Origin of the sequence: Pseudomonas sp. NPDC088890 (assembly GCF_044900155.1) — a bacterium.
Classification (GTDB): domain Bacteria; phylum Pseudomonadota; class Gammaproteobacteria; order Pseudomonadales; family Pseudomonadaceae; genus Aquipseudomonas; species Aquipseudomonas urmiensis.
In genome coordinates this window covers 461,873-482,160 of record NZ_JBJDNG010000002.1, presented here as the reverse complement: position 1 = coordinate 482,160, position 20,288 = coordinate 461,873, and the positions used below count along the sequence as shown (strand labels likewise).

Sequence of the window (20,288 nt, the reverse complement as noted above, 5' to 3'; positions counted from 1 at the left end):
GCCAAGGCCTATGGCGCATGGCTCTGAATACACAAATGCCTAAGATCACCGCTAACCCTGTGGGAGCGGGCTTGCCCGCGAAGAGGCCGGTGCTGTCGCCAGAGCAGCAATGGTGGAAATAGATATCTCAATGTCGCCCACAACCAAGCGCACCGAGCCACCTCTCGGTCTACTGGCAGCCACAATAACGATGACGCGGCGCGACCGCGGCACTCTCATCCAGGCTGCCAATGGAAACCGGAGCGTATCGGTATGTCCACACCCCATGAGGTCTCCCCCGCCACCTTGCGCCGGGTAATCGCCGCATCGGCCGTCGGCAATTTCGTCGAGTGGTTCGACTTCGCCGTCTATGGCTTTCTCGCCACCCTCATCGCCAGCCAGTTCTTCGACAGCTCCGACCCCAGCGCCGGCCTACTCAAGACCTTTGCCGTGTTCGCCGTGGCATTTGCCCTGCGGCCACTAGGCGGCATCGTGTTCGGCGCACTGGGTGACCGACTAGGCCGCAAGCGCGTATTGTCGATGACCATTTTGCTGATGGCCGGCTCCACCACCCTGATCGGCCTGTTACCCACCTACGCCAGCATTGGCCTGGCGGCGCCGATCTTGCTGACCCTGGCGCGCTGCCTGCAAGGCTTCTCAGCGGGCGGTGAATATGCCGGTGCCTGCGCCTACCTGATGGAGCACGCACCCAACGACAAACGCGCCTTCTATGGCAGCTTCGTGCCGGTTTCGACCTTCTCCGCATTTGCTTGCGCCGCCGTGATCGCCTACTCCCTGGAAGCCAGCCTGAGCGCAGAAGCGATGAATGCCTGGGGTTGGCGTGTGCCGTTTCTGGTGGCCGCGCCGCTGGGCCTGGTCGGCCTCTACCTGCGCTGGCGCATGGAAGAAACCCCAGCCTTTCGCGCGGCCATGGCCGAGGGTAAGGAGCACGCCCATTCGCCACTCAAACAGACGCTGCGCAATCATGGCCGGGCCATTCGCAACCTCGGCGCGTTCATCTCGCTGACGGCGCTGTCGTTCTACATGTTCACCACCTACTTTGCCACCTACCTGCAGATGGTTGGCAACCTGACCCGCGCCCAGTCGCTGCTGGTGTCCACCGTCGCGTTGCTGTTCGCCGCTGCCGGATGCCCGCTGGCTGGTGCCTTCTCCGACCGCGTGGGGCGGCGCAAGACCATCGGCTTTACCTGCCTGTGGGTGATGATTGCGGTGTTCCCGGCCTACTGGCTGGCCAGTTCCGGGTCGATGACGGGGGCGTTGCTTGGGGTGATTCTACTGGCCATCGGCGCGCTGATGAGCGGCGTGGTGACCGCCGCACTGCTGTCCGAGAGCTTCCCCACTCGCACGCGCTATACCGCCTCGGCGATCACCTACAACGTGGCCTACACCTTGTTCGGCGGGACCGCACCCCTGGTGGCAACCTGGCTGATCGGCCAGACCGGCAGCAGCCTGGCGCCAGCCTTCTACTTGGTGGTTATTGCCTTGATTGCGTTGCTAGGCGGGTTGGCGTTGCCGGAAACATCACGCATCTCGTTGCATGATGAAGTACCGTGCGCACAGCCCAGCCCTGCGCTGTAGTTGCAAAATGCTGTGGCCTCATCGCAGGACACGTAGCAGCGACGTGTCCCGCGATGAGGCCAGATCAAACAGCACAAACAGACAGTCTTACTCTTCGCGTCGATGCACCCACTGATACAGCGCTGGCAACACCAGCAGGGTCAACGCGGTGGACGACAGGATCCCGCCAATCACCACGGTCGCCAGCGGTCGCTGCACCTCGGCACCCGTGCCGGTCGCCAAGGCCATCGGAATGAACCCCAGCGACGCCACCAGCGCGGTCATCAACACTGGCCGCAAGCGGGTCAGCGCGCCCTCTTCGATGGCCACGCGCAGGGGGCGGCCTTCCTCGCGCAAGCTGCGGATGAAGGCAATCATCACCAGGCCATTGAGCACTGCCACCCCAGACAGGGCGATAAAACCGACCCCAGCCGAGATCGACAGCGGGATATCCCTAAGCCACAGCGCCAACACCCCACCGGTCAAGGCAAACGGAATCCCGGTGAACACGATCAGGCCGTCCTTGAGGTTGCTGAACATCATCAGCAGCAGTGCCATCACCAGCAGCAGCGCCACTGGCACCACCACTTGCAACCGCTCGGCAGCCGACTGCAACTGCTCGAACTGCCCGCCCCAGCGGGTCCAGTAGCCGGGCGGAATCTGCACCTTGTCGATCAGGGTCTGCTGGGCTTGCTCGACGAACGAGCCCAGGTCACGCCCACGCACATTGGCGCTGACTACCACCACCCGCTTGCCATCTTCGCGGCTGATCTGGTTCGGTCCCAGTTCCAGGTTCAGGCTCGCCACCTGCGACAGCGCAATGAAGCCAATCTGCCCCGCCGCCGCGCTCGCCGGCACCGGAATAAGCAGGTCCTGCAGGCCATCGACATCGGTGCGCAAGGTTTCCGCTAAGCGCACCACCATGTCGAAACGGCGGTCGCCTTCATACAACGTGCCGGCCGTACGCCCACCCACGGCGATGGCGATGGCGTCCTGCACATCGCCTACGTTCAAGCCATAACGTGCGGCCTTGTCGCGGTCGATAGCGATGGTCAGCACCGGCAAGCCGGTGGTCTGCTCGGTCTTCACTTCCGATGCGCCGGGCACCTGTTGCAGGGTCGCGGCAATCTGTGCGGCGGTACGGTTGAGGGTGTCCATGTCGTCGCCGTAGACCTTGACCGCGACATCGCTGCGCACCCCGGAGATCAGCTCGTTGAAGCGCAGCTGGATGGGCTGGGACAACTCGTAGTTACTGCCAGGGATACCGGCAGCGGCACGTTGTACTTGGGCGATCAGTTCATCTCGCGGCTTGCCAGGGTCGGCCCACTGCTCACGCGGCTTGAGCATCACATAGGCATCGGAGATGTTCGGCGGCATCGGGTCGGAGGCAATTTCGGCGGTACCGGTACGGGCGAACACACGCTCGACCTCTGGCACCTGCTGGATGATGGCTTTCTCTAGACGCTGCTGCATCTGCACCGACTCGCTCAAGCTAGTTCCCGGCACGCGCAGGGCTTGCAGGGCGAAGTCGCCTTCGCTAAGGCTGGGGATGAACTCGCTGCCCATGCGGCCAGCCATCACCCCCGACAGCAGCACCAAGGTCGCAGCGCCCGCAAACGCCAGGTTGCGATGGCCCAGTACCCAACTCAGCACCGGGGCATAGCGCAAGCGCGCAGTGCGCATCAGCACGCCCTCTTCTTCCTTGACCTTGCCGGTGACGAACAGCGCGATGGCCGCCGGCACGAAGGTCACCGAGAGGATCATCGCCCCGAGCAGCGCCAATACCACAGTGAACGCCATGGGGTGGAACATCTTGCCCTCGACCCCGGTCAGGGCAAAGATCGGCAGGTACACCACCATGATGATCAACTGGCCGAAGATCAGCGGCCGACGCGCCTCGCGGGCGGCGGCAAACACTTCATGGAAGCGCTCGCTGCGGCTCAGCATGCGGCCATGGCGCTGCTGGGCATGGGCCAGGCGGCGAATGGCGTTCTCGACGATCACCACGGCGCCATCGACGATGATGCCGAAGTCCAGCGCGCCCAGGCTCATCAGGTTGGCACTGACCTTATTGCTGAACATGCCAGTGAAGGTGAACAGCATCGACAGCGGGATGACCATGGCGGTGATCAGCGCGGCGCGGATGTTGCCCAGGAACAGGAACAGCACGGCGATCACCAGGATCGCGCCTTCGACCAGGTTTTTCTTGACCGTGGCGATAGCCTTCTCGACCAGGTTGGTGCGATCGTAGACCGTCACTGCGACCACGCCCTTGGGCAGGCTGCGGTTGATCTCTACCAGCTTGGCTGCCACGGCCTGGGACACCGCCCGGCTGTTTTCGCCGATCAGCATGAACACCATGCCCAGCACCACTTCGCGGCCATTCTCGGTAGCCGCGCCTGAGCGCAGCTCCTGGCCCACGCCAACTTCGGCGACGTGGCTGACGCGGATGGGCGCGCCATCGGCGCTGGAGATCACCACATTGGCGATGTCCTCGGCCGAGGCCACTTGCCCCGGCGCACGAATCAGCAGTTGCTCACCGTTGCGCTCGATGTAGCCTGCACCGACGTTGGCATTGTTGCGCTCCAGGGCACCGATCAGGTCATTGAGGGTCAGCTTGTAGGTGGCCAGGCGCTTGAGGTCCGGGGCAATCAGGTACTGCTTGGCATGCCCACCAATACTGTTGACCTCGGCCACCCCTGGCACGTTGCGCAATTGCGGCTTGATGATCCAATCCTGGATCACCCGCAGGTCGGTGGCGCTGTAAGGCGTACCGTCGTCCTTGAGCGCGCCCTCCTGAACCTCGACCGTCCACAGGAAGATCTCGCCTAAGCCGGTGGAGATTGGGCCCATGGCTGCCTCGATGCCCTCGGGCAACTGTGCGCGAGCCACTTGCAGGCGCTCGTTGACCAATTGCCGGGCGAAGAAGATATCGGTGTTGTCAGCGAAGATCACCGTCACCTGCGACAGGCCCGAGCGCGACAGCGAACGGGTTTGCTTGAGCCCCGGCAAGCCGGCCATGGCCGTCTCGATGGCAAAGGTGATGCGCTGCTCGGTTTCCAGCGGCGAATAACCGGGGGCAGCGGTATTGATCTGCACCTGGACGTTGGTGATATCGGGTACAGCGTCGATCGGCAGCTTCTGGTAGCTGTGGATGCCTACCGCCGCCATCAGCAGCACGGCGAGCATCACCACCAAGCGCTGCTCGATGGCGAATTGGATGATGCGTTCAAACATGCTGGCGTCCCCGAATCAATGGCTGTGCTCGGCCGAACCCTTGCCGAGTTCGGACTTCAGAACGAAGCTGCCAGCGGCGGCCACTTGGGTCCCTGCGCTCAGCCCCTCGGTGATTTCCACCTGGCCGGCGTCGCGTCGGCCGGTCTTCACCGGGCGGGCCTCGAAGCCTTCTTCAGTGCGGGCAAACACTACGGTCTGCTCCTCCCAGGTTTGCAAGGCGCTGTCCGGAACCACCACGGCTGCATCGAAGCGCTCGACGTTGACCGCGATGTTGACGAACAACCCTGGGCGCCAGGCGCCATTGGGGTTGGCCAGGGTGGCGCGGACAGTGGCGGCGCGGTTCTGCTCGCCGAGCAGGCTGCCCACGTAATTGACCGTGCCTTCGACCTGGGCGCCCAGGTCAGGCGCGCTGACCGTGACCGTGCGGCCGCTGACGACCTTGTCCAGATCACGCGGCGCCACGGCAAAGGTGGCCCAGACGCGGCTCAGGTCGGACAGGGTGAAAGCATTGCTGGTCTCGTCGACCACCTCACCCATGGTCAGGTGCTTTTCCACCACCATCGCATCGAAGGGTGCGCGCAGTTCATACCGATTACCGGCGCCGGCCGGGGCCACTGCGGCGACTTTCTGCCGGGCATTGGCCAGGGCAATCTGCGCCTCTTGCAGCGCTTGACGCGCTTGCAGGTAGTCCTGCTCGGCACTGATGCGTTCCTGCCACAGCTGCTGCTCACGCTTGAAAGTCAGCTGCGCCAGCTCCAGTCGGCGTTGTGCGGCTTGCTGTTCGCTACGCAGTTCGGAAATCTGCTGGCTGGCGATCACCGCCAAGACCTGGCCACGCTTGACTGCCTGGCCCAGATTGGCATGCACCGACTCCACCACCCCCGCCACCCTGGGTACCACGTGGGCAGTACGATCTTCATCGAAGCGAATCTCTCCGGGGAAGCTGATCGCCGTGCCCAGCGCGCGTGGGCCGGCGTCAACCAATTGCACGCCGGCTGCGCTGATCTGCGCCGCGCTGAGGTGCAACGTGCCCTCCTGCTCATGCCCTTCGCCGCCTTCCTCGCCGTGGGCATGGCCCGCCTCTTCCTCGTGGGCATGGCCCTGTTCGCCATGCTCATCGTGGCCAGCCTGGCTGTTGGCTGCCGGGCTGAGGTTACCGGTCCAGGCCAGGCCGCCGATGCCGAGCACAGCAACGGTGGCGACCAGGATGGCGATCTTGCGTGAATTGTCCATTGTCACTCCCAAGGCATTGATTCAATCGTTCAGGGCTGTGCCGATCGGCCAAGCGCATCGAGGTCGCCATAGATGCGCTCGACCTGGGCCCGCGCATCGGTCGCCGCCGCCAGCGCATCCAGGTACAAGCCGCGCGCTTCGATCAGCGTGCGCTGGGCATCGAGCACATCGAGGAAGGCGAACTTGCCCATCTCAAAGCCCCGGGTCGCGGTGTCTACCGCTTGTTGGGCCGAGGGCAGGATGGTGCGGTCGTAGGCCTGCACCTCATGCATGGCGGTGGCCCACTGGCTCAGCGCGTTACGCGTATCGCTGCGCAGGCGCAGCTCGGTGGCGTTGCGTAGGTCGCGGGCTTGGTCGGCACGGCGTGCCGCGGCGAGGACATTGCCTTGGTTGCGGTCGAACAATGGCAGCGGCATCGACAGCCCCACCACGTTGACCCGCTCGCGGTCCTCGCGGCTGTATTGGCTGCCGACGCTGACGGTGAGGTTGGGAATGCGCTGGGCCTTTTCCGAGCCGAGCGCGGCATCACCGCGACTGATTTGGGCCTGGGCCTGGCGCCATTCGGCGGTTTGCTCGAGTTTTGCGAGCAAGGCTTCGGCCTGGGGTGCGGGCCCCGGCGATAGGCTCGCGGCATCGAGCTCATCGAAGTTGGCCAGCGGGCTGCCGATCAACCGCGCCAGCGACTGGTAGGCCACCCGCTGGTCGGACTCGGCGCGGCGTACCTGGGCCTGCGCCTGGGCGAGCTGAACCTGTGCGCGGGTGGCTTCGACCGGCGATGACTGGCCCGCCTTGACGCGCCCCTCGACTACCCGCAGGCCACGCTCGGTCAGGCGCTGCGATTGCTGCGCCAACTCCAGCGCTGTCTGCGCCCGCAGGGCCGCATGAAACGCCTGCACCACATCGGCGCGCAAGCCGTTGCGCTGGCGTTCGAGCTCCAGTTGGGCAAGGTTTTGCCCGGCGCTGGCGACATCGATGCGCGCGCCGCGCTTGCCGCCCAATTCCAGGGGCTGGCTGAGGGTGACGGTGGTGGTGCGGGTGTCGCGACGGGTGTCCTCGACTTCCCAGGACAGTTCCGGGTTGGGCAGCAAGCCGGCCTGGCGGCGCTCACCCTCGGCGATGCCGATCTCGCGCCCAGCGGCAGCTAAATCCGGGTTCTGCGCGAAGGCAGCATCGAGCGCCTGCGACAGGCTCAGGCTCTGCGCCTGTACCGCCGTGGCGGCAAAGCCGCTCAGCAGCAGGCAGAGCAAAAGGCGCTTGTGGGGGGTGGCACGGATCCACGGCACGGTACAGGTCCTCGTCGGCAAGCAGTGGCGAGGGACTGTAGGGAGGCGCGGTTATCGGAGCGGTGGCGGCAACATTACAATTTTGTAATGCGGTGTTTTATCCGGGTATTGGCGTCATCGACGCAGCGCAGCTGACAACGAACGATCCTTAGCGCTGCGCAAGTGGACCTGCCGGGACGCCGATGCGCCGTGAAGGACCGCAAAGCGGCCCAACACTGACAATTCAGGCAGCAGTATTACTCCACCGCCTCAAACGGCAATCCCACATAGTTCTCGGCAATGTTTACCAACCCCGCCGGCGAGTTGAGGAAGTACTCGCGGTCCGCCTCCTGCATCTTGCGATCCCAATCATCCTTGTGCTCGCCAAAATCATGCAGCAGTTGGGTCATGAACCAGCTGAAGCGCTCGCCCTTCCATACCCGCCGTAACGCCAGCGGCGAGTATTGTTCCAGCAGATCGGTACGCCCCTCGCGGTACACCTTGAGCAGAATCCGGTACAGGTAATTGACGTCCGAGGCGGCCAGGTTGAGGCCTTTGGCGCCAGTCGGCGGGACGATGTGCGCGGCATCGCCGACCAGGAACAAGTGCCCATACTGCATGGGCTCAACCACCAGACTGCGCAGCGGCGCGATGCTTTTTTCCAGGGCAGGGCCAGTGACTAGCCGATCTGCAACATCCTGCGGCAGGCGCGCCTTGAGCTCGTTCCAGAAGCGCTGATCGCTCCACGCTTCGACACGCTCATCCAGCGGCACCTGCAGGTAATAGCGGCTGCGGGTTGCCGAGCGCTGGCTGCACAAGGCGAACCCCCGTTCGTGGTGGGCGTAGATCAGTTCATGATTGACCGGCGGGGTGTCCGACAACAGCCCCAGCCAGCCGAACGGATAGACCCGCTCGTACTGTTTGATGACCTCCTGCGGAATGCTCTGGCGCGAGACGCCGTGAAAGCCGTCGCACCCGGCAATGTAGTCGCAGTCGATGCGCTGCACCTGGCCGTCCTTCTCGAAGGTCAGGTAAGGCTTTTCGCCCTTGAGCTCATGGGGTTGTACATTGTTGGCGCAATAGATGATCGGCGCGCCGCAGTCTTGCCGCGCTTGCATCAGGTCACGGGTGACTTCGGTCTGGCCATAGACCATGACCGTCTTGCCGCCGGTCAGCGCCTTGAGGTCCAGGCGCTGGCGGCGACCGCCCACCAGTAGTTCGACGCCATCGTGCACCAGCCCCTCGCGATCCATGCGCTCGGCGACACCGGCCTCGCGCAGCAAGTCGACGGTGCCCTGTTCCAGTACGCCTGCGCGAATCCGCCCGAGCACGTATTGCGGAGTCTGGCGCTCGACGATCAGGGTATCGATGCCAGCGTTGTGCAGCAACTGACCGAGCAGCAAGCCAGACGGACCTGCGCCGATGATTGCAACCTGAGTTTTCATTGTTTTTATCTCATGATAACGATGCCGAACCGCTAGTGGCAGGGATCGCGCATCTGCTGTTAGGGTGTGCCCCTGCATTTTTACTCGCTAGAAACGGGTAAAAAGCGTGATATCCAGTGAATAACCTGCACTTTTACAAAATTCGTTCGATTATCGGACAGGCATTTCGATGAAATCCAGCCTTGGCGGCGTGCCGCTGTTTCAGCTCTATGGCGAAAACCAGGCCTGGCCCGGCACGGACCTTTTGCACTGCGAGTCGATTCCCGCGCGTAGCCGCCTGCACCATTGGGAAATCAAGCCGCACCGGCATGCCGACCTGTTTCAGTTGCTGTATGTCCAGCGTGGTCAGGCGCAGGTCGAGATCGAAGGCCAGCGCCGCCAGATCAGCGAGGCGGCGCTGCAAGTGGTGCCGCCACTGACCGTGCATGGCTTTCGCTTCAGTGCCGATATCCAAGGGCACGTGCTGACCTTTGGCCCGGCCCTGGTGGCAGATGTGGAACTGCGCCTGGGGGCGCCACTGGCCGTACTGACCGCGGCCGGGTGCTACCCGCTGGGCAGGGACCGTCATCACGTGCACGCGCTGATCTCCACGCTGCAACAGGAGTACCAGGGCACTGCGCCGGCCCGCGGGGCGATGTTGCAGGCGCTGGTCACCGCGCTGATGGTGTGGATCAGCCGCCGCCAGCAACTGGGCCAGGTACCACGCAATCGTGACGAGCGTGATCAGCAGTTGCTCGGCCGGTATCTGCGCCTGGTCGAAGCGCATTATCGCGAGCATTTGTCGGTGGAGACGTTTGCCACGCGCATGGGCATTACCAGCCTGCAGCTCAATCAGCTGTGTCGCGAGCTTACTGGCCAGAGCGCCTTGCAAGTGATTCATCAACGCCTGCTGCTCGAGGCGCGGCGCAGTCTGGTGTACACGCGCATGAGCATTGGCCAGCTGTCGGACAGCCTGGGGTTCAGTGATCCAACCTACTTTGCGCGGTTCTTCAAGCGCTTGAGCGGGGAAACGCCTAATGGCTACAGACGCTCGTTGCAGGGCCACTGAATGGGTGATGGCTTGACGTAAACGTCAACCTGCCTTTAGCTTACCGCTATTCCTCTTCCGAGCCCGAGCATGAGCAGCCAGACCTACAGCATCTCCGACCTGTCCCGCGAGCTGGACATCACCACCCGCGCCATCCGCTTCTACGAGGAGCAGGGTCTGCTCAGCCCCGAGCGTCGTGGCCTCGAGCGCATCTACACGACGCGCGACAAGGTCACCCTCAAGCTCATCCTGCGTGGCAAGCGCATCGGCTTCTCCCTGGCCGAGTGTCGCGAACTGATCGAGCTGTACGACCCCAGCGGCGGCAACTTCAAACAGCTCAACAGCATGCTCGCCAAAATCGCCGAACGGCGCGCCCAGCTTGAGCAGCAGATGCTCGACATCCAGCAGATGCACCTTGAGCTGGACACCGCTCAAGAGCGCTGCGAACAGGCCCTGGCCGCCACCCTCAATAACCCGCACAACGCCAACCGTTGATCCGCCACAGGAACCTTGCCATGTCATTGCCCAAGAACGTCCGCCTGGTCGAAGTCGGCCCGCGTGACGGCCTGCAAAACGAAGCCCAGCCGATCAGCGTCGCCGACAAGGTACGCCTGGTCGATGACTTGACCGAGGCTGGCCTTCGCTACATTGAAGTGGGCAGTTTCGTCTCGCCCAAATGGGTGCCGCAAATGGCAGGTTCGGCCGAGGTGTTCGCCGCCATCCGCCAGCATCCAGGTGTCACCTACGCGGCCCTGGCGCCGAACTTGCGCGGTTTTGAAGATGCGCTGGCGGCTGGCGTGAAAGAGGTAGCGGTGTTTGCCGCCGCTTCCGAGGCGTTCTCTCAACGCAACATCAACTGCTCGATCAGCGCAAGCCTGCAGCGTTTCGAACCGATCATGGAGGCAGCGCGCAGCCACGGCGTGCGCGTGCGCGGCTATGTTTCCTGCGTACTTGGCTGCCCTTATGAAGGCAAGGTCAGCGCCGAACAGGTCGCTCCGGTGGCCAAGGCACTGCACGACATGGGCTGCTATGAGGTGTCGCTGGGTGACACCATCGGTACCGGCACCGCCGGTGACACTCGGCGTCTGTTCGAAGTGGTCGCCGCCCAGGTGCCGCGTGAGCAACTGGCCGGACACTTCCATGACACCTACGGCCAAGCCCTGGCCAACGTCTACGCCAGCCTGCTCGAAGGCATCGGGGTGTTCGACAGCTCCGTGGCCGGCCTTGGCGGCTGCCCTTATGCCAAGGGCGCGACCGGCAACATCGCCACTGAAGACGTGTTGTACCTGCTGCAGGGCCTGGGCATCGAAACCGGTATCGACCTGGACAAGCTGATCGCCGCCGGTCAACGCATCAGCCAGGTGCTGGGCCGTGCCAACGGCTCGCGGGTGGCCCGGGCACGCAGCGCACAATGAGTCACACTAATGTCATCAATGTGTGGGCCTGGTGTTACCGCCCCCACACTTGCCAGCAATAAATCGGGTAACAGGGAAACATTTCGACAGATTTTCCCGAGCGCCGCTCATCACCAAAAACATCAAGCCATTGATTTTAAAGGGTTTTACAAAGTTGGCACGGCACCTGCTTTATCTCTGGCATAACAAGAACAAAAACGTGACACCCAATAAAAACAACAGGTAACGGCTCTGACATAACAAGAACAACACGGCAGAGGCGTAGCAAGCAGATTTTTTTGGAGTAGACGTGCCTTCCAGGGGGTTGCCCCGCGGCCTGACACAGAACAATAAAACTACCTTCAGGTAGCAACGGTCAGGATCGGATCAGTCATGATGAAAGCAGGTCAGCGCTCAAAAAAATACGTTTGCTCTTGACCCCGGATGGGGGTCGGCTCGCAACACCAAGACAGGCTTACAAAAACAACAAAAAGTCAGTCTCCAATAATAAAAAAAGAGCAGGCAGCAACGATTTGAGGGGAGCTTCGGCTCCCCTCAGTGCTTCTCACTGCCCTCCTCCTGCTGCTTCTCGTCGTTCTCGCCCTCGACCTTGTCTACCAACATCGGCATCGTCGCCAACACCAGCAGCGCCAGCACCGTGCTAATCAGCGCCGTCGCTTCACGCCCCATCCCGGCCGCCGTGCCAATCGCTGCGGTCATCCATAAACCCGCTGCGGTGGTCAGCCCTTTGACATGGCTGGGGTCCTTGCCATTGCCCTTGAGAATGGTCCCCGCGCCAAGAAACCCAATCCCCGCAACGATGCCCTGAATCACCCGGCTCAAGGCCTGTTCATCAGCCCCGGCCATGCTCGGCGCCAGCACGAACAACGCCGCGCCCATCGACACCAGCATGTGCGTACGTACCCCAGCCGACTTGCCCTTGTGCTCACGCTCGAAACCCAGCACCGCGCCGAGCATCGCCGCCATCAGCAAGCGCAGGAGGATCCGCGTCACTTCTTCTTCGTTGGTGACATCGGCGAACTCGGCCTGCACGGTTTGCCAGATCTTTTCCCAGCCACTGTCCATCGACACGCTCCGCTGCCAATCCACTAAAAGGTTGACCAGCGCGCACCTGATTAAGTGCAATGCGCTCCGCTGGACGGAACGATGCAGCAACCGGCGTGCCGCTGCGGTCACAACCAATGACCCCACCTGGAGGAACGCACCATGCCTGTCGAAGTGAACGAAAGTACTGGCCATTGCACCCTGATTGGCGATCATGTGCGCATTGAAGGCACAGGGCCGGAAGTTGAGATCTTCACGGATGAGCAGCTGCGCATGTCGGTCGCGGTGCTCGCCGGAGAGCGCGTGCCGATCACCGAAGCGGAGGCCGATGCGTTGACGGTGGTAGGTGCGGTGGATAGCCGCAGGCATCTGAAAGCCAGCGAGCCAGGCTCGGTAATCTAAGGGCTGGAGGGCTACTGCCGATAATCTGATACGGTTTTTATCACGCTAGCTGAGTCTGTGCTGAAAACAGACCGAGGGCCATAGTGCCCAGGTCCGATGAAGCCTGATGAGCAACGCGACATGAGCGAGAAAATTGCCTACCGAGTTATCGAAGTGACCCCGCCCGCCGTCGACAAGAGCAAAAGCCACAGCGACGGCGCTATCCACACCCGCAGCTTCACCGGCCTGTACCGCAACCTGCGTATCGGTTTTGCCGGCTTGCTGTTCGCCCTGTTCTTTGGCACAGCCTGGCTGAACTGGAACGGTCGCCAGGCGGTGCTGTGGGACTTGGCTGAAAGCAAGTTCCACATCTTTGGCACCACCTTCTGGCCGCAGGACTTCATCCTGCTGTCGGCGCTGCTGATCATCTGCGCCTTCGGCCTGTTCGCCATCACCGTGTTCGCCGGGCGCGTCTGGTGCGGCTACAGCTGCCCGCAAAGCACCTGGACCTGGCTGTACATGTGGTGTGAAAAGATCAGCGAGGGTGATCGCAACCAACGGATCAAGTTGGCGGCCGCGCCGTGGAGCCTGGAGAAAGTCTCCCGACGCACGCTCAAACACACGCTGTGGCTGGCTATTGCGGTGATGACCGGGTTGACCTTCGTCGGCTACTTCACACCGATCCGGCCATTGGCCGCAGAGCTGTTCACCTTGCAGTTGGGCGGCGTCGCGCTGTTCTGGGTGTTGTTCTTCACCGGGGCCACCTATCTCAACGCAGGTTTTCTGCGCGAAGCGGTGTGCATGCACATGTGTCCGTACGCCCGCTTCCAGGCGGTGATGTTCGATAAAGACACGTTGGCCGTAGCCTACGATCCGGCCCGGGGCGAGTCGCGTGGCCCACGCAAGAAAGGCAGCGACCCGCGCGCGCAGAACCTCGGTGACTGCATCGACTGCACCCTGTGTGTGCAAGTCTGTCCCACTGGTATCGACATCCGCGAAGGGCTGCAGATGGCCTGCATTGGTTGCGCCGCCTGTATCGATGCCTGTGACGGGGTGATGGACAAGATGGGCTACGCCCGCGGCCTGATCGGCTACAAGTCCGAGCACACCCTGCAAGGGGGTGTCACCCATTGGCTGCGCCCGCGCCTGCTCGGCTATGCCTGCGCGCTGGTGGTGATGATCGGCGCGCTAATACTGGCCTTGCAGTGGCGCCCGATGGTCTCGTTGGACGTGATCAAGGACCGCGGCCTGTTCCGCGAAAACGCCCAGGGGCAGATCGAGAACATCTACCTGCTCAAGGTCATCAACAAGACCCAACAAGCCCAGCGCTACCACCTGCGCCTGGTGGATGCCGACGGCTTTGAGCTGCACGGCAAGACCGAGTTCACCATCGCTGCTGGCGAAATGAGTGAGATGCCGGTTTCAGTGGCCCTGCTTGCCGAGCGCCCAACCAGCAGCTCACAAGACCTGGTATTCCAGGTCCAGGACAGCGACCAAGCTGAGGTCCGCAGTACCGCGCGCAGCCGTTTCGTCGCGCCGTTGAACCGCTGATCCCTTACACTGAGCCATTACCTTGCCTGCCAAAAACACAATGAAACGTTACGAACGATTCGCCGATGACATTGCCGAACTGATCCGCTCCGGGGTGCTCGGCCCCGGCCAACGGGTGCCCTCGGTGCGCTACGCCAGCCAGACCCACGGCGTCAGCCCCTCCACGGTGTTCCAGGCGTACTATCTGCTGGAACGCCGCGGGCTGATCCGCGCCCGGCCGCGCTCAGGGTATTTCGTCAACGCCCATGCCCCGCGCCAGTTCAGCGAGCCGCAAGCGTTGCAGCCGGTCAGCGAATCGACCGATGTCGACGTCAGCGGCCTGGTGTTTTCCATTCTCGATTCGATCAAGGATCCGCACACCATCCCGTTCGGCTCGGCTTTCCCCAGCCCCACCCTGTTTCCGCTACAACGCCTGGCCCGTTCGCTGGCCAGCGCCAGCCGCGCCATGGACCCACGCATGGTGGTCACCGACCTGTCGCCGGGCAACCCGCAGCTGCGCCGGCAGATTGCCCTGCGCTACATGGTCGGCGGCCTGATGCTGCCGATGGAAGAGCTGCTGATCACCAATGGTGCCCTGGAGGCGCTGAACTTGTGCTTGCAGGCGGTGACCGAACCCGGCGACCTGGTGGCAATCGAGGCGCCAGCGTTCTATGCCTGCTTGCAGGTGCTGGAACGGCTCAAGCTCAAGGCGGTGGAGATCCCGGTACACCCACGCGAAGGCATGGACCTGGGCGTGCTGGCGCAGACCTTGGACAAGCACCCGGTAAAGGCCGTGTGGTGCATGACCAACTTCCAGAACCCGGTGGGCGCGAGCATGCCTGATGCCAAGAAACAGGAGCTGGTCGAACTGCTGCGCCGCCACCAGGTGCCGCTGATCGAGGACGACGTCTACGCCGAGCTGTATTACGCGCAACAAGCGCCGAAGCCGGCCAAGGCCTACGACACCGAGGGGCTGGTGATGCACTGCGGCTCGTTCGCCAAAAGCCTGGCCCCCGGCTACCGCATCGGCTGGGTCGCGGCCGGGCGCTTCGCGCAGAAGATCGAGCGACTCAAGCTAATGACCTCACTGTGCGCCTCGATGCCAGCCCAGGCAGCCATTGCCGACTACTTGCAGCATGGCGGCTATGATCGGCATCTGCGTAAGCTGCGCTACGCCCTGGAAGGCCAGCAGGCGAGCATGCTGGCGGCAATCGCCCGACACTTTCCGGCGCAGACGCGCGTCAGCCAGCCATCCGGGGGTTATTTCCTGTGGTTGGAACTGCCCGAACAGATGGACGCGCTCAAGCTGTTCCACCTGGCCCTGGCCCAAGGCATCAGCATCGCCCCAGGCCCGATCTTCTCGCCTACCGGGCGCTTTGCCAATTGCATCCGCCTGAACTATGGCAGCCCATGGACGGACAGTTCGGAACAGGCTATGGAAACCCTCGGGCGTATCGTAAGGTCGTTCTAGCTTAAGGGGGTCGAGCAGGCTACAGTTGCGCCGTGATGCCTTGCGCAGGATGCCCGCATGCCCGACTCCGAACTGCACGCCTTGCGCCAGCAGATTGATGCTCTTGAGCGTCGCAATAGCGAGCTCGAAGCACAACTGGCGCTCGGCCAGAACCTCGACGATGGCCTGTACCGCTTTTTGTTCGACACCATGGACGAGGGCTTTTGCATCATCGAGTTCTTCGATGGCCCGCACGGGCCGTTGAGCGACTACGTTCACATCATGGCTAACGCTGCGTATGCCAAGCACGCCGGAATCGCCAACGTGGTCGGGCAGAAGCTTCGCGAGATGGTGCCCGAGGAAGCCGATCATTGGGTGGAACGCTATGGTGAGGTCTTACGCAGTGGCCAGCCATTGCATTTCGAACAGGAACTGATCGCCACCGGTCGTGTGCTTTCAGTAACCACATTTCGCATCGAACCTGCACACAAACGCCAAGTGGCGGTGTTGTTCAAGGATGTCACCGAACGTCGGCGCGCCGAACATGCCCTGCAAGCGTTGAACGCACAGCTCGAGCATCGCTCCAGCACGGCGCTGGCCGAACGACGGCTGTTTGCCGAACTGGTCGATCACAGCATTGCCAATGTCCATGTGATCGACATGGATTTGCGTTGGATCGCCATCAACCGCACGGCCAGGCTCGAAATTCATCAATTGTATGGTCACGTCCCGCAAGTGGGCGACTACATGCCGGATGTCATGCGTAAACACGCCATCGATAGTCAATTGATCCTGCCTATGTGGCTGCGTGCGCTGTCGGGTGAGCGTTTCACTGCAATCGAGGCCTTCGGTGAGGGATCCCTGCGACGGTATTTCGAACTGCATTTCCATGCACTGCGCGATCAGGCCGGTACTGTACAAGGCGCGTACCTGTTTGCCTACGACATCACTGGACGCATGGAAGACCAGCAACGCTTGCTACAGGCCGAGCAAGCCCTGCGCCAAGCGCAAAAAATGGAAGCTGTGGGCCAACTCAGTGGTGGCATTGCCCATGACTTCAACAATCTGCTGGGAGGCATTCTCGGCGCTCACGAATTGATACAACAGCGCCTGGACAAGGGCAACTACGACGATCTGGCACGCTTGCTGGAGACTGCCAACGGCTCCGCCGAGCGCGCCTGCGCCCTGGTCCATCGCCTGCTGGCCTTCTCACGCAAGCAAACCTTGCAACCTCAGCCTACCGAGGTGGGCCGGTTGATCGATGGCATCGAGGAATTACTGCGTCGCAGCATCGGTCCGGGCATCGAATTGCGCAGCTGTTTCAGTCAAGAGCTGTGGCCCACCTTCATTGATCCGCCACAGCTGGAAAGTGCCTTGCTCAATCTCTGCATCAATGCCCGCGACGCGCTGCCCATGGGTGGCCTGATCACTGTGCGAGGTGAGAACATCGCGCTTGATCATGATCGAGCACGCCAACTTGATCTGAACGCTGGTGATTATCTGTGCCTGGCAGTCGAAGACAACGGCCACGGCATGTCAGCCGAAGTAGCGCAGCGGGCCATTGACCCGTTTTTCACCACCAAACCGCTGGGCCAGGGGTCGGGCCTGGGGCTGTCGATGGTTTACGGTTTCGTGCGCCAATCGGGTGGCCAGTTGCGGATCAACTCGCAGGCTGAGCAAGGCACCTGTATACGCCTGTTCCTGCCCCGACATGTTGCCGAGATCCCCCCCTTGCCCTCGACCGTCAGCAGTGGCGCACGCCCTGCCCCGGCGCAGGTTGGGCAGCAGATCATGCTGGTCGAAGACCAGGCCACCATGCGCATGGTGCTGTGCGATGTGCTTGAGGAACTTGGTCATCATGTGCATGTGTTCGAGTCAGGCACGGCCGCTATCGAAGCACTTGCCCAGGGTATCCGCCCAGATCTGCTGATCAGTGACATAGGCCTGCCCGGTGGAATCAGCGGTTACCAGGTGGCAAACGCCTGCAGGGACACGTGCCCGGATACCGCTATCCTGTTCATCACAGGCTATGAGCCGAGCACATTGACCGGCGGCACGCCGCCAGCTGACGCGCAAATGCTGCTCAAGCCTTTCGAGCTTGCCACACTCGCCGAACGGGTAAGCCAACTGTTGCAGGGCTGATTCAGCTCTGCCCAGCTCGACCAACATAGGGATGGAGACACGGATGTCGACACAGACGTCTAGCGAACTGAACCACCTGCGCCAACAGGTGATGGCCTTGCAGCGCGACAATGCACGCCTCACCCGCGAAGCTGCGCTATTCCACGAGCGCATACAAGAAGCCGAACGTTACCGCTTCCTGTTCGAGACCATGGAAGAAGGTTTTTGCGTCATCCAGTTCATCGACGGCCCCAATGGCCCGATGAGCGACTACGTGCACCTGATGGCCAACGCGGCCTATTCGCGTCACGCCGGCCTGCCTGATGTGGTGGGGCGGACCTTGCGCCAGGTCATCCCGGACGAAGCCGAGGTCTGGCTGAAGCGCTTCGGTGATGCAGCGCGTAGCGGTGAGCCGGTCTACTTCGAGCATGACCTGTACGCCACTGATCGCTGCCTGGCCCTCAGCGCGCTGCGCCTGGAGCCCGCCGAGCAACGAATGGTTGCGGTGATCTTTCGCGATGTGACTGCGCGCAAACGTGCCGAAAATGCCCTGCAGAGGCTCAACGAGCAGCTTGAGCAACGCGTCAACCAAGCAATGGCCGAGCGCATAAAAGCTGAGGAGGCCTTGCGCCAGGCACAAAAAATGGAGGCTGTCGGCCAACTCACCGGAGGCGTGGCCCATGACTTCAACAACCTGCTTGGCGGTATCCTCGGCGCACTGGAGCTGGCCCAAGCGCGGCTGGCGGACGAGCGCCCTGATGCCCTCCCAGCGCTACTGCACAGTGCCCATGGCGCGGCCCATCGCGCCGCCGCCCTGGTCCATCGGCTGCTGGCGTTCTCCCGCAGGCAGACGCTGATGCCCAGGCTGACTTCTGTCGCAGAATTGGTCGCCGGCATGCACGAGCTGATTGGTCGTAGCGTGGGTCCGCATATCCGTCTGCACAACCACTGCGCCACTGACCTATGGCCGGTACGCATCGATCCACCGCAATTGGAAAGCGCCCTGCTCAACCTCTGTATCAATGCTCGCGATGCCATGCCTGAAGGTGGCGCTATCGTTATTCGCTGCAACAATGTCGAGCTGCTTGAGGCCCAGGCCAAACCACTCGATCTAGCTGCCGGGGCTTATCTTTGCCTGAGCGTGGAAGACAGCGGCCGAGGGATGTCGGCCCAGGTCGTGGCGCGTGCAGTCGAACCCTTTTTCACTACCAAGGCGCTGGGTCGCGGGACCGGGCTGGGCCTATCGATGGTGTATGGCTTCGTACGTCAATCGGGCGGTCAAATGCACATCGACTCCAGGCTTGCCCAGGGCACCGTGGTGAAGCTGTTCATACCGCGTCATGTACCGACGGCAGGGTCGCTTGCAGTGCAACCTGAACGGGTCTTGAGCACGACAAAGCCACCTGCTGCAGGTTGCCGGGTGGTTGTGGTAGAGGACGAAGCGGCGATGCGCCTGGTCATGGCCGAAGTGCTGGAAGAACTGGGGCATCAGGTTGAGATGTTCGAGGATGGGCCGATCGCACTCAGTGGCCTGCACGACGCAGCGGGCCCTGATTTGCTGGTCACTGACGTCGGCCTGCCGGGTGGGCTCAACGGCCGCCAGGTAGCGGACGCACTGCGGGCGCGCTACCCAGGGCTGAAAGTGCTGTTCGTCACGGGCTACGATGAAACCGCCGTGTTGAGCAATGGCGAACTGGAGCCTGGCATGAGCGTACTGACCAAGCCATTCACCCTCCAAGCCCTGGCCGAACGGATCGGCCAGATGCTCGAGCAGTGAGACAGCGTGCGTCAGCGCCCGCCGCTGAGGTCGATAAAGCTGCCAGTGGAATAGGAAGCTTTGTCCGACAGCAGCCAAAGGATCGCCTCGGCCACCTCTTGCGGTTGGCCACCGCGCCCCATCGGCAGCCCAGGTTCGAGCTTGCTGACCCGTTCAGGATCGCCGCTCAGGGCATGAAAGCCGGTGTGGATGTAGCCCGGGCGCACGCCATTGACCCGCACGCCCTCGCCCGCCACTTCCTTGGCCAGGCCAATGGTGAAACTGTCCAGGGCGCCCTTGGAGGCGGCGTAGTCAACGTACTCGTTGGGCGAGCCCAGGCGCGCGGCCATCGATGACACGTTGACGATCGCCCCACCCTGACCGCCATGCCGGAGGGCCATGCGCAGCAGCGCATGTTTGGCGCACAGTATCGGCCCGACCACGTTGGTCTTCATCACTTTGAGCAGACGAAACTCGGACATTTCCTCGACCCGGCTCTGCTGACCGATAGTGCCGGCATTGTTGACCAATGCGCTGACGGGCCCCAGCTCCTGATCGACGCGGTGGAACAGCTGCACTACCTCGTCCTCGACGCTGGCATCGGCGCGCACGGCGATCGCCTCGGCGCCCAGCTCGCGGACCTGGGCCAGGATGCGCTCGGCAGCCTGGTCGTCCGCATGGTAGTTGATGCAGATGCGATAGCCCTGTTGCGCAGCCAGCAGTGCGGTGGCGGCACCGATGCCACGGCTGGCACCGGTGATGACGATTACCTTGTCCATCCATTCCCCCTTGGAAATTGATGGCACAAGGCTAACGCCTGCCTCACTGGA

15 protein-coding genes are annotated in these 20,288 nt (G+C 62.5%); 9 read left to right on the top strand and 6 right to left on the bottom strand.

The features are described 5' to 3' along the window. Positions 1 to 252 precede the first annotated feature (252 nt). Positions 253 to 1,578: an MFS transporter gene (locus ACI2JX_RS07050; protein WP_186553404.1), complete on the top strand. Its 1,326-nt coding sequence runs from the start codon at positions 253 to 255 to the stop codon at positions 1,576 to 1,578. An 87-nt stretch (positions 1,579 to 1,665) separates the two neighbouring features. Here the strand turns inward: ACI2JX_RS07050 and ACI2JX_RS07045 are convergent, their stop codons facing one another. The 4 genes from ACI2JX_RS07045 to pobA all read right to left on the bottom strand — a co-directional run bounded on the left by ACI2JX_RS07045 (position 1,666) and on the right by pobA (position 8,734). Further along, complete coding sequence (locus ACI2JX_RS07045; protein WP_404689736.1) at positions 1,666 to 4,794, bottom strand: efflux RND transporter permease subunit; 3,129 nt, start codon at positions 4,792 to 4,794, stop codon at positions 1,666 to 1,668. 15 nt (positions 4,795 to 4,809) lie between these two features. After that, the gene (locus ACI2JX_RS07040) at positions 4,810 to 6,027 is read right to left on the bottom strand and encodes an efflux RND transporter periplasmic adaptor subunit (protein ID WP_404689735.1); all 1,218 of its coding nucleotides are present in this window, start codon (positions 6,025 to 6,027) and stop codon (positions 4,810 to 4,812) included. Between the two features lie 29 nt (positions 6,028 to 6,056). Then, a complete protein-coding gene (locus tag ACI2JX_RS07035) occupies positions 6,057 to 7,310 on the bottom strand; it encodes a TolC family protein (RefSeq protein ID WP_404689734.1) in 1,254 nt (417 codons plus the stop codon). Between the two features lie 236 nt (positions 7,311 to 7,546). Beyond that, positions 7,547 to 8,734 (bottom strand): 4-hydroxybenzoate 3-monooxygenase, encoded by a 1,188-nt coding sequence (gene pobA / locus ACI2JX_RS07030; protein ID WP_404689733.1) that lies wholly within the window; start codon positions 8,732 to 8,734, stop codon positions 7,547 to 7,549. 169 nt (positions 8,735 to 8,903) lie between these two features. On the opposite strand from pobA, the gene ACI2JX_RS07025 reads away from it, so the two are divergent. The 3 genes from ACI2JX_RS07025 to ACI2JX_RS07015 all read left to right on the top strand — a co-directional run bounded on the left by ACI2JX_RS07025 (position 8,904) and on the right by ACI2JX_RS07015 (position 11,176). Then, entirely contained in the window at positions 8,904 to 9,782 is an 879-nt protein-coding gene (locus ACI2JX_RS07025; protein WP_264234485.1) for a helix-turn-helix domain-containing protein, read from the top strand. 69 nt (positions 9,783 to 9,851) lie between these two features. Then, a complete protein-coding gene (locus ACI2JX_RS07020; RefSeq protein WP_404689732.1) occupies positions 9,852 to 10,256 on the top strand; it encodes a MerR family DNA-binding transcriptional regulator in 405 nt (134 codons plus the stop codon). Between the two features lie 20 nt (positions 10,257 to 10,276). Next, positions 10,277 to 11,176, top strand: a complete 900-nt coding sequence (locus tag ACI2JX_RS07015) for a hydroxymethylglutaryl-CoA lyase (protein WP_404689731.1) — start codon at positions 10,277 to 10,279, stop codon at positions 11,174 to 11,176. Between the two features lie 534 nt (positions 11,177 to 11,710). Here the strand turns inward: ACI2JX_RS07015 and ACI2JX_RS07010 are convergent. Then, positions 11,711 to 12,241 (bottom strand): MgtC/SapB family protein, encoded by a 531-nt coding sequence (locus ACI2JX_RS07010; RefSeq protein ID WP_404689730.1) that lies wholly within the window; start codon positions 12,239 to 12,241, stop codon positions 11,711 to 11,713. Positions 12,242 to 12,382: 141 nt separating this feature from the next. Here ACI2JX_RS07010 and ACI2JX_RS07005 point away from each other — a divergent pair, with 141 nt between their 5' ends. The 5 genes from ACI2JX_RS07005 (at position 12,383) to ACI2JX_RS06985 (ending at position 19,479) form a co-directional block, all read left to right on the top strand. Continuing rightward, positions 12,383 to 12,622, top strand: coding sequence for a DUF3203 family protein (locus ACI2JX_RS07005; protein ID WP_264234481.1), 240 nt, complete (start codon positions 12,383 to 12,385; stop codon positions 12,620 to 12,622). Positions 12,623 to 12,742: 120 nt separating this feature from the next. Further along, positions 12,743 to 14,152, top strand: a complete 1,410-nt coding sequence (gene ccoG / locus ACI2JX_RS07000; protein ID WP_404689729.1) for a cytochrome c oxidase accessory protein CcoG — start codon at positions 12,743 to 12,745, stop codon at positions 14,150 to 14,152. A 40-nt stretch (positions 14,153 to 14,192) separates the two neighbouring features. Then, positions 14,193 to 15,602 carry a GntR family transcriptional regulator MpaR gene (gene mapR / locus ACI2JX_RS06995; RefSeq protein WP_264234479.1) on the top strand — a complete coding sequence of 470 codons (1,410 nt, stop codon included), beginning with the start codon at positions 14,193 to 14,195 and terminating at the stop codon, positions 15,600 to 15,602. Between the two features lie 57 nt (positions 15,603 to 15,659). Beyond that, complete coding sequence (locus tag ACI2JX_RS06990) at positions 15,660 to 17,723, top strand: PAS domain-containing protein (protein WP_404689728.1); 2,064 nt, start codon at positions 15,660 to 15,662, stop codon at positions 17,721 to 17,723. A 91-nt stretch (positions 17,724 to 17,814) separates the two neighbouring features. Next, positions 17,815 to 19,479 (top strand): ATP-binding protein, encoded by a 1,665-nt coding sequence (locus ACI2JX_RS06985; protein ID WP_404689818.1) that lies wholly within the window; start codon positions 17,815 to 17,817, stop codon positions 19,477 to 19,479. Between the two features lie 11 nt (positions 19,480 to 19,490). Here the strand turns inward: ACI2JX_RS06985 and ACI2JX_RS06980 are convergent, their stop codons facing one another. Then, a complete protein-coding gene (locus tag ACI2JX_RS06980; protein WP_404689727.1) occupies positions 19,491 to 20,237 on the bottom strand; it encodes an SDR family oxidoreductase in 747 nt (248 codons plus the stop codon). Positions 20,238 to 20,288 lie beyond the last annotated feature (51 nt).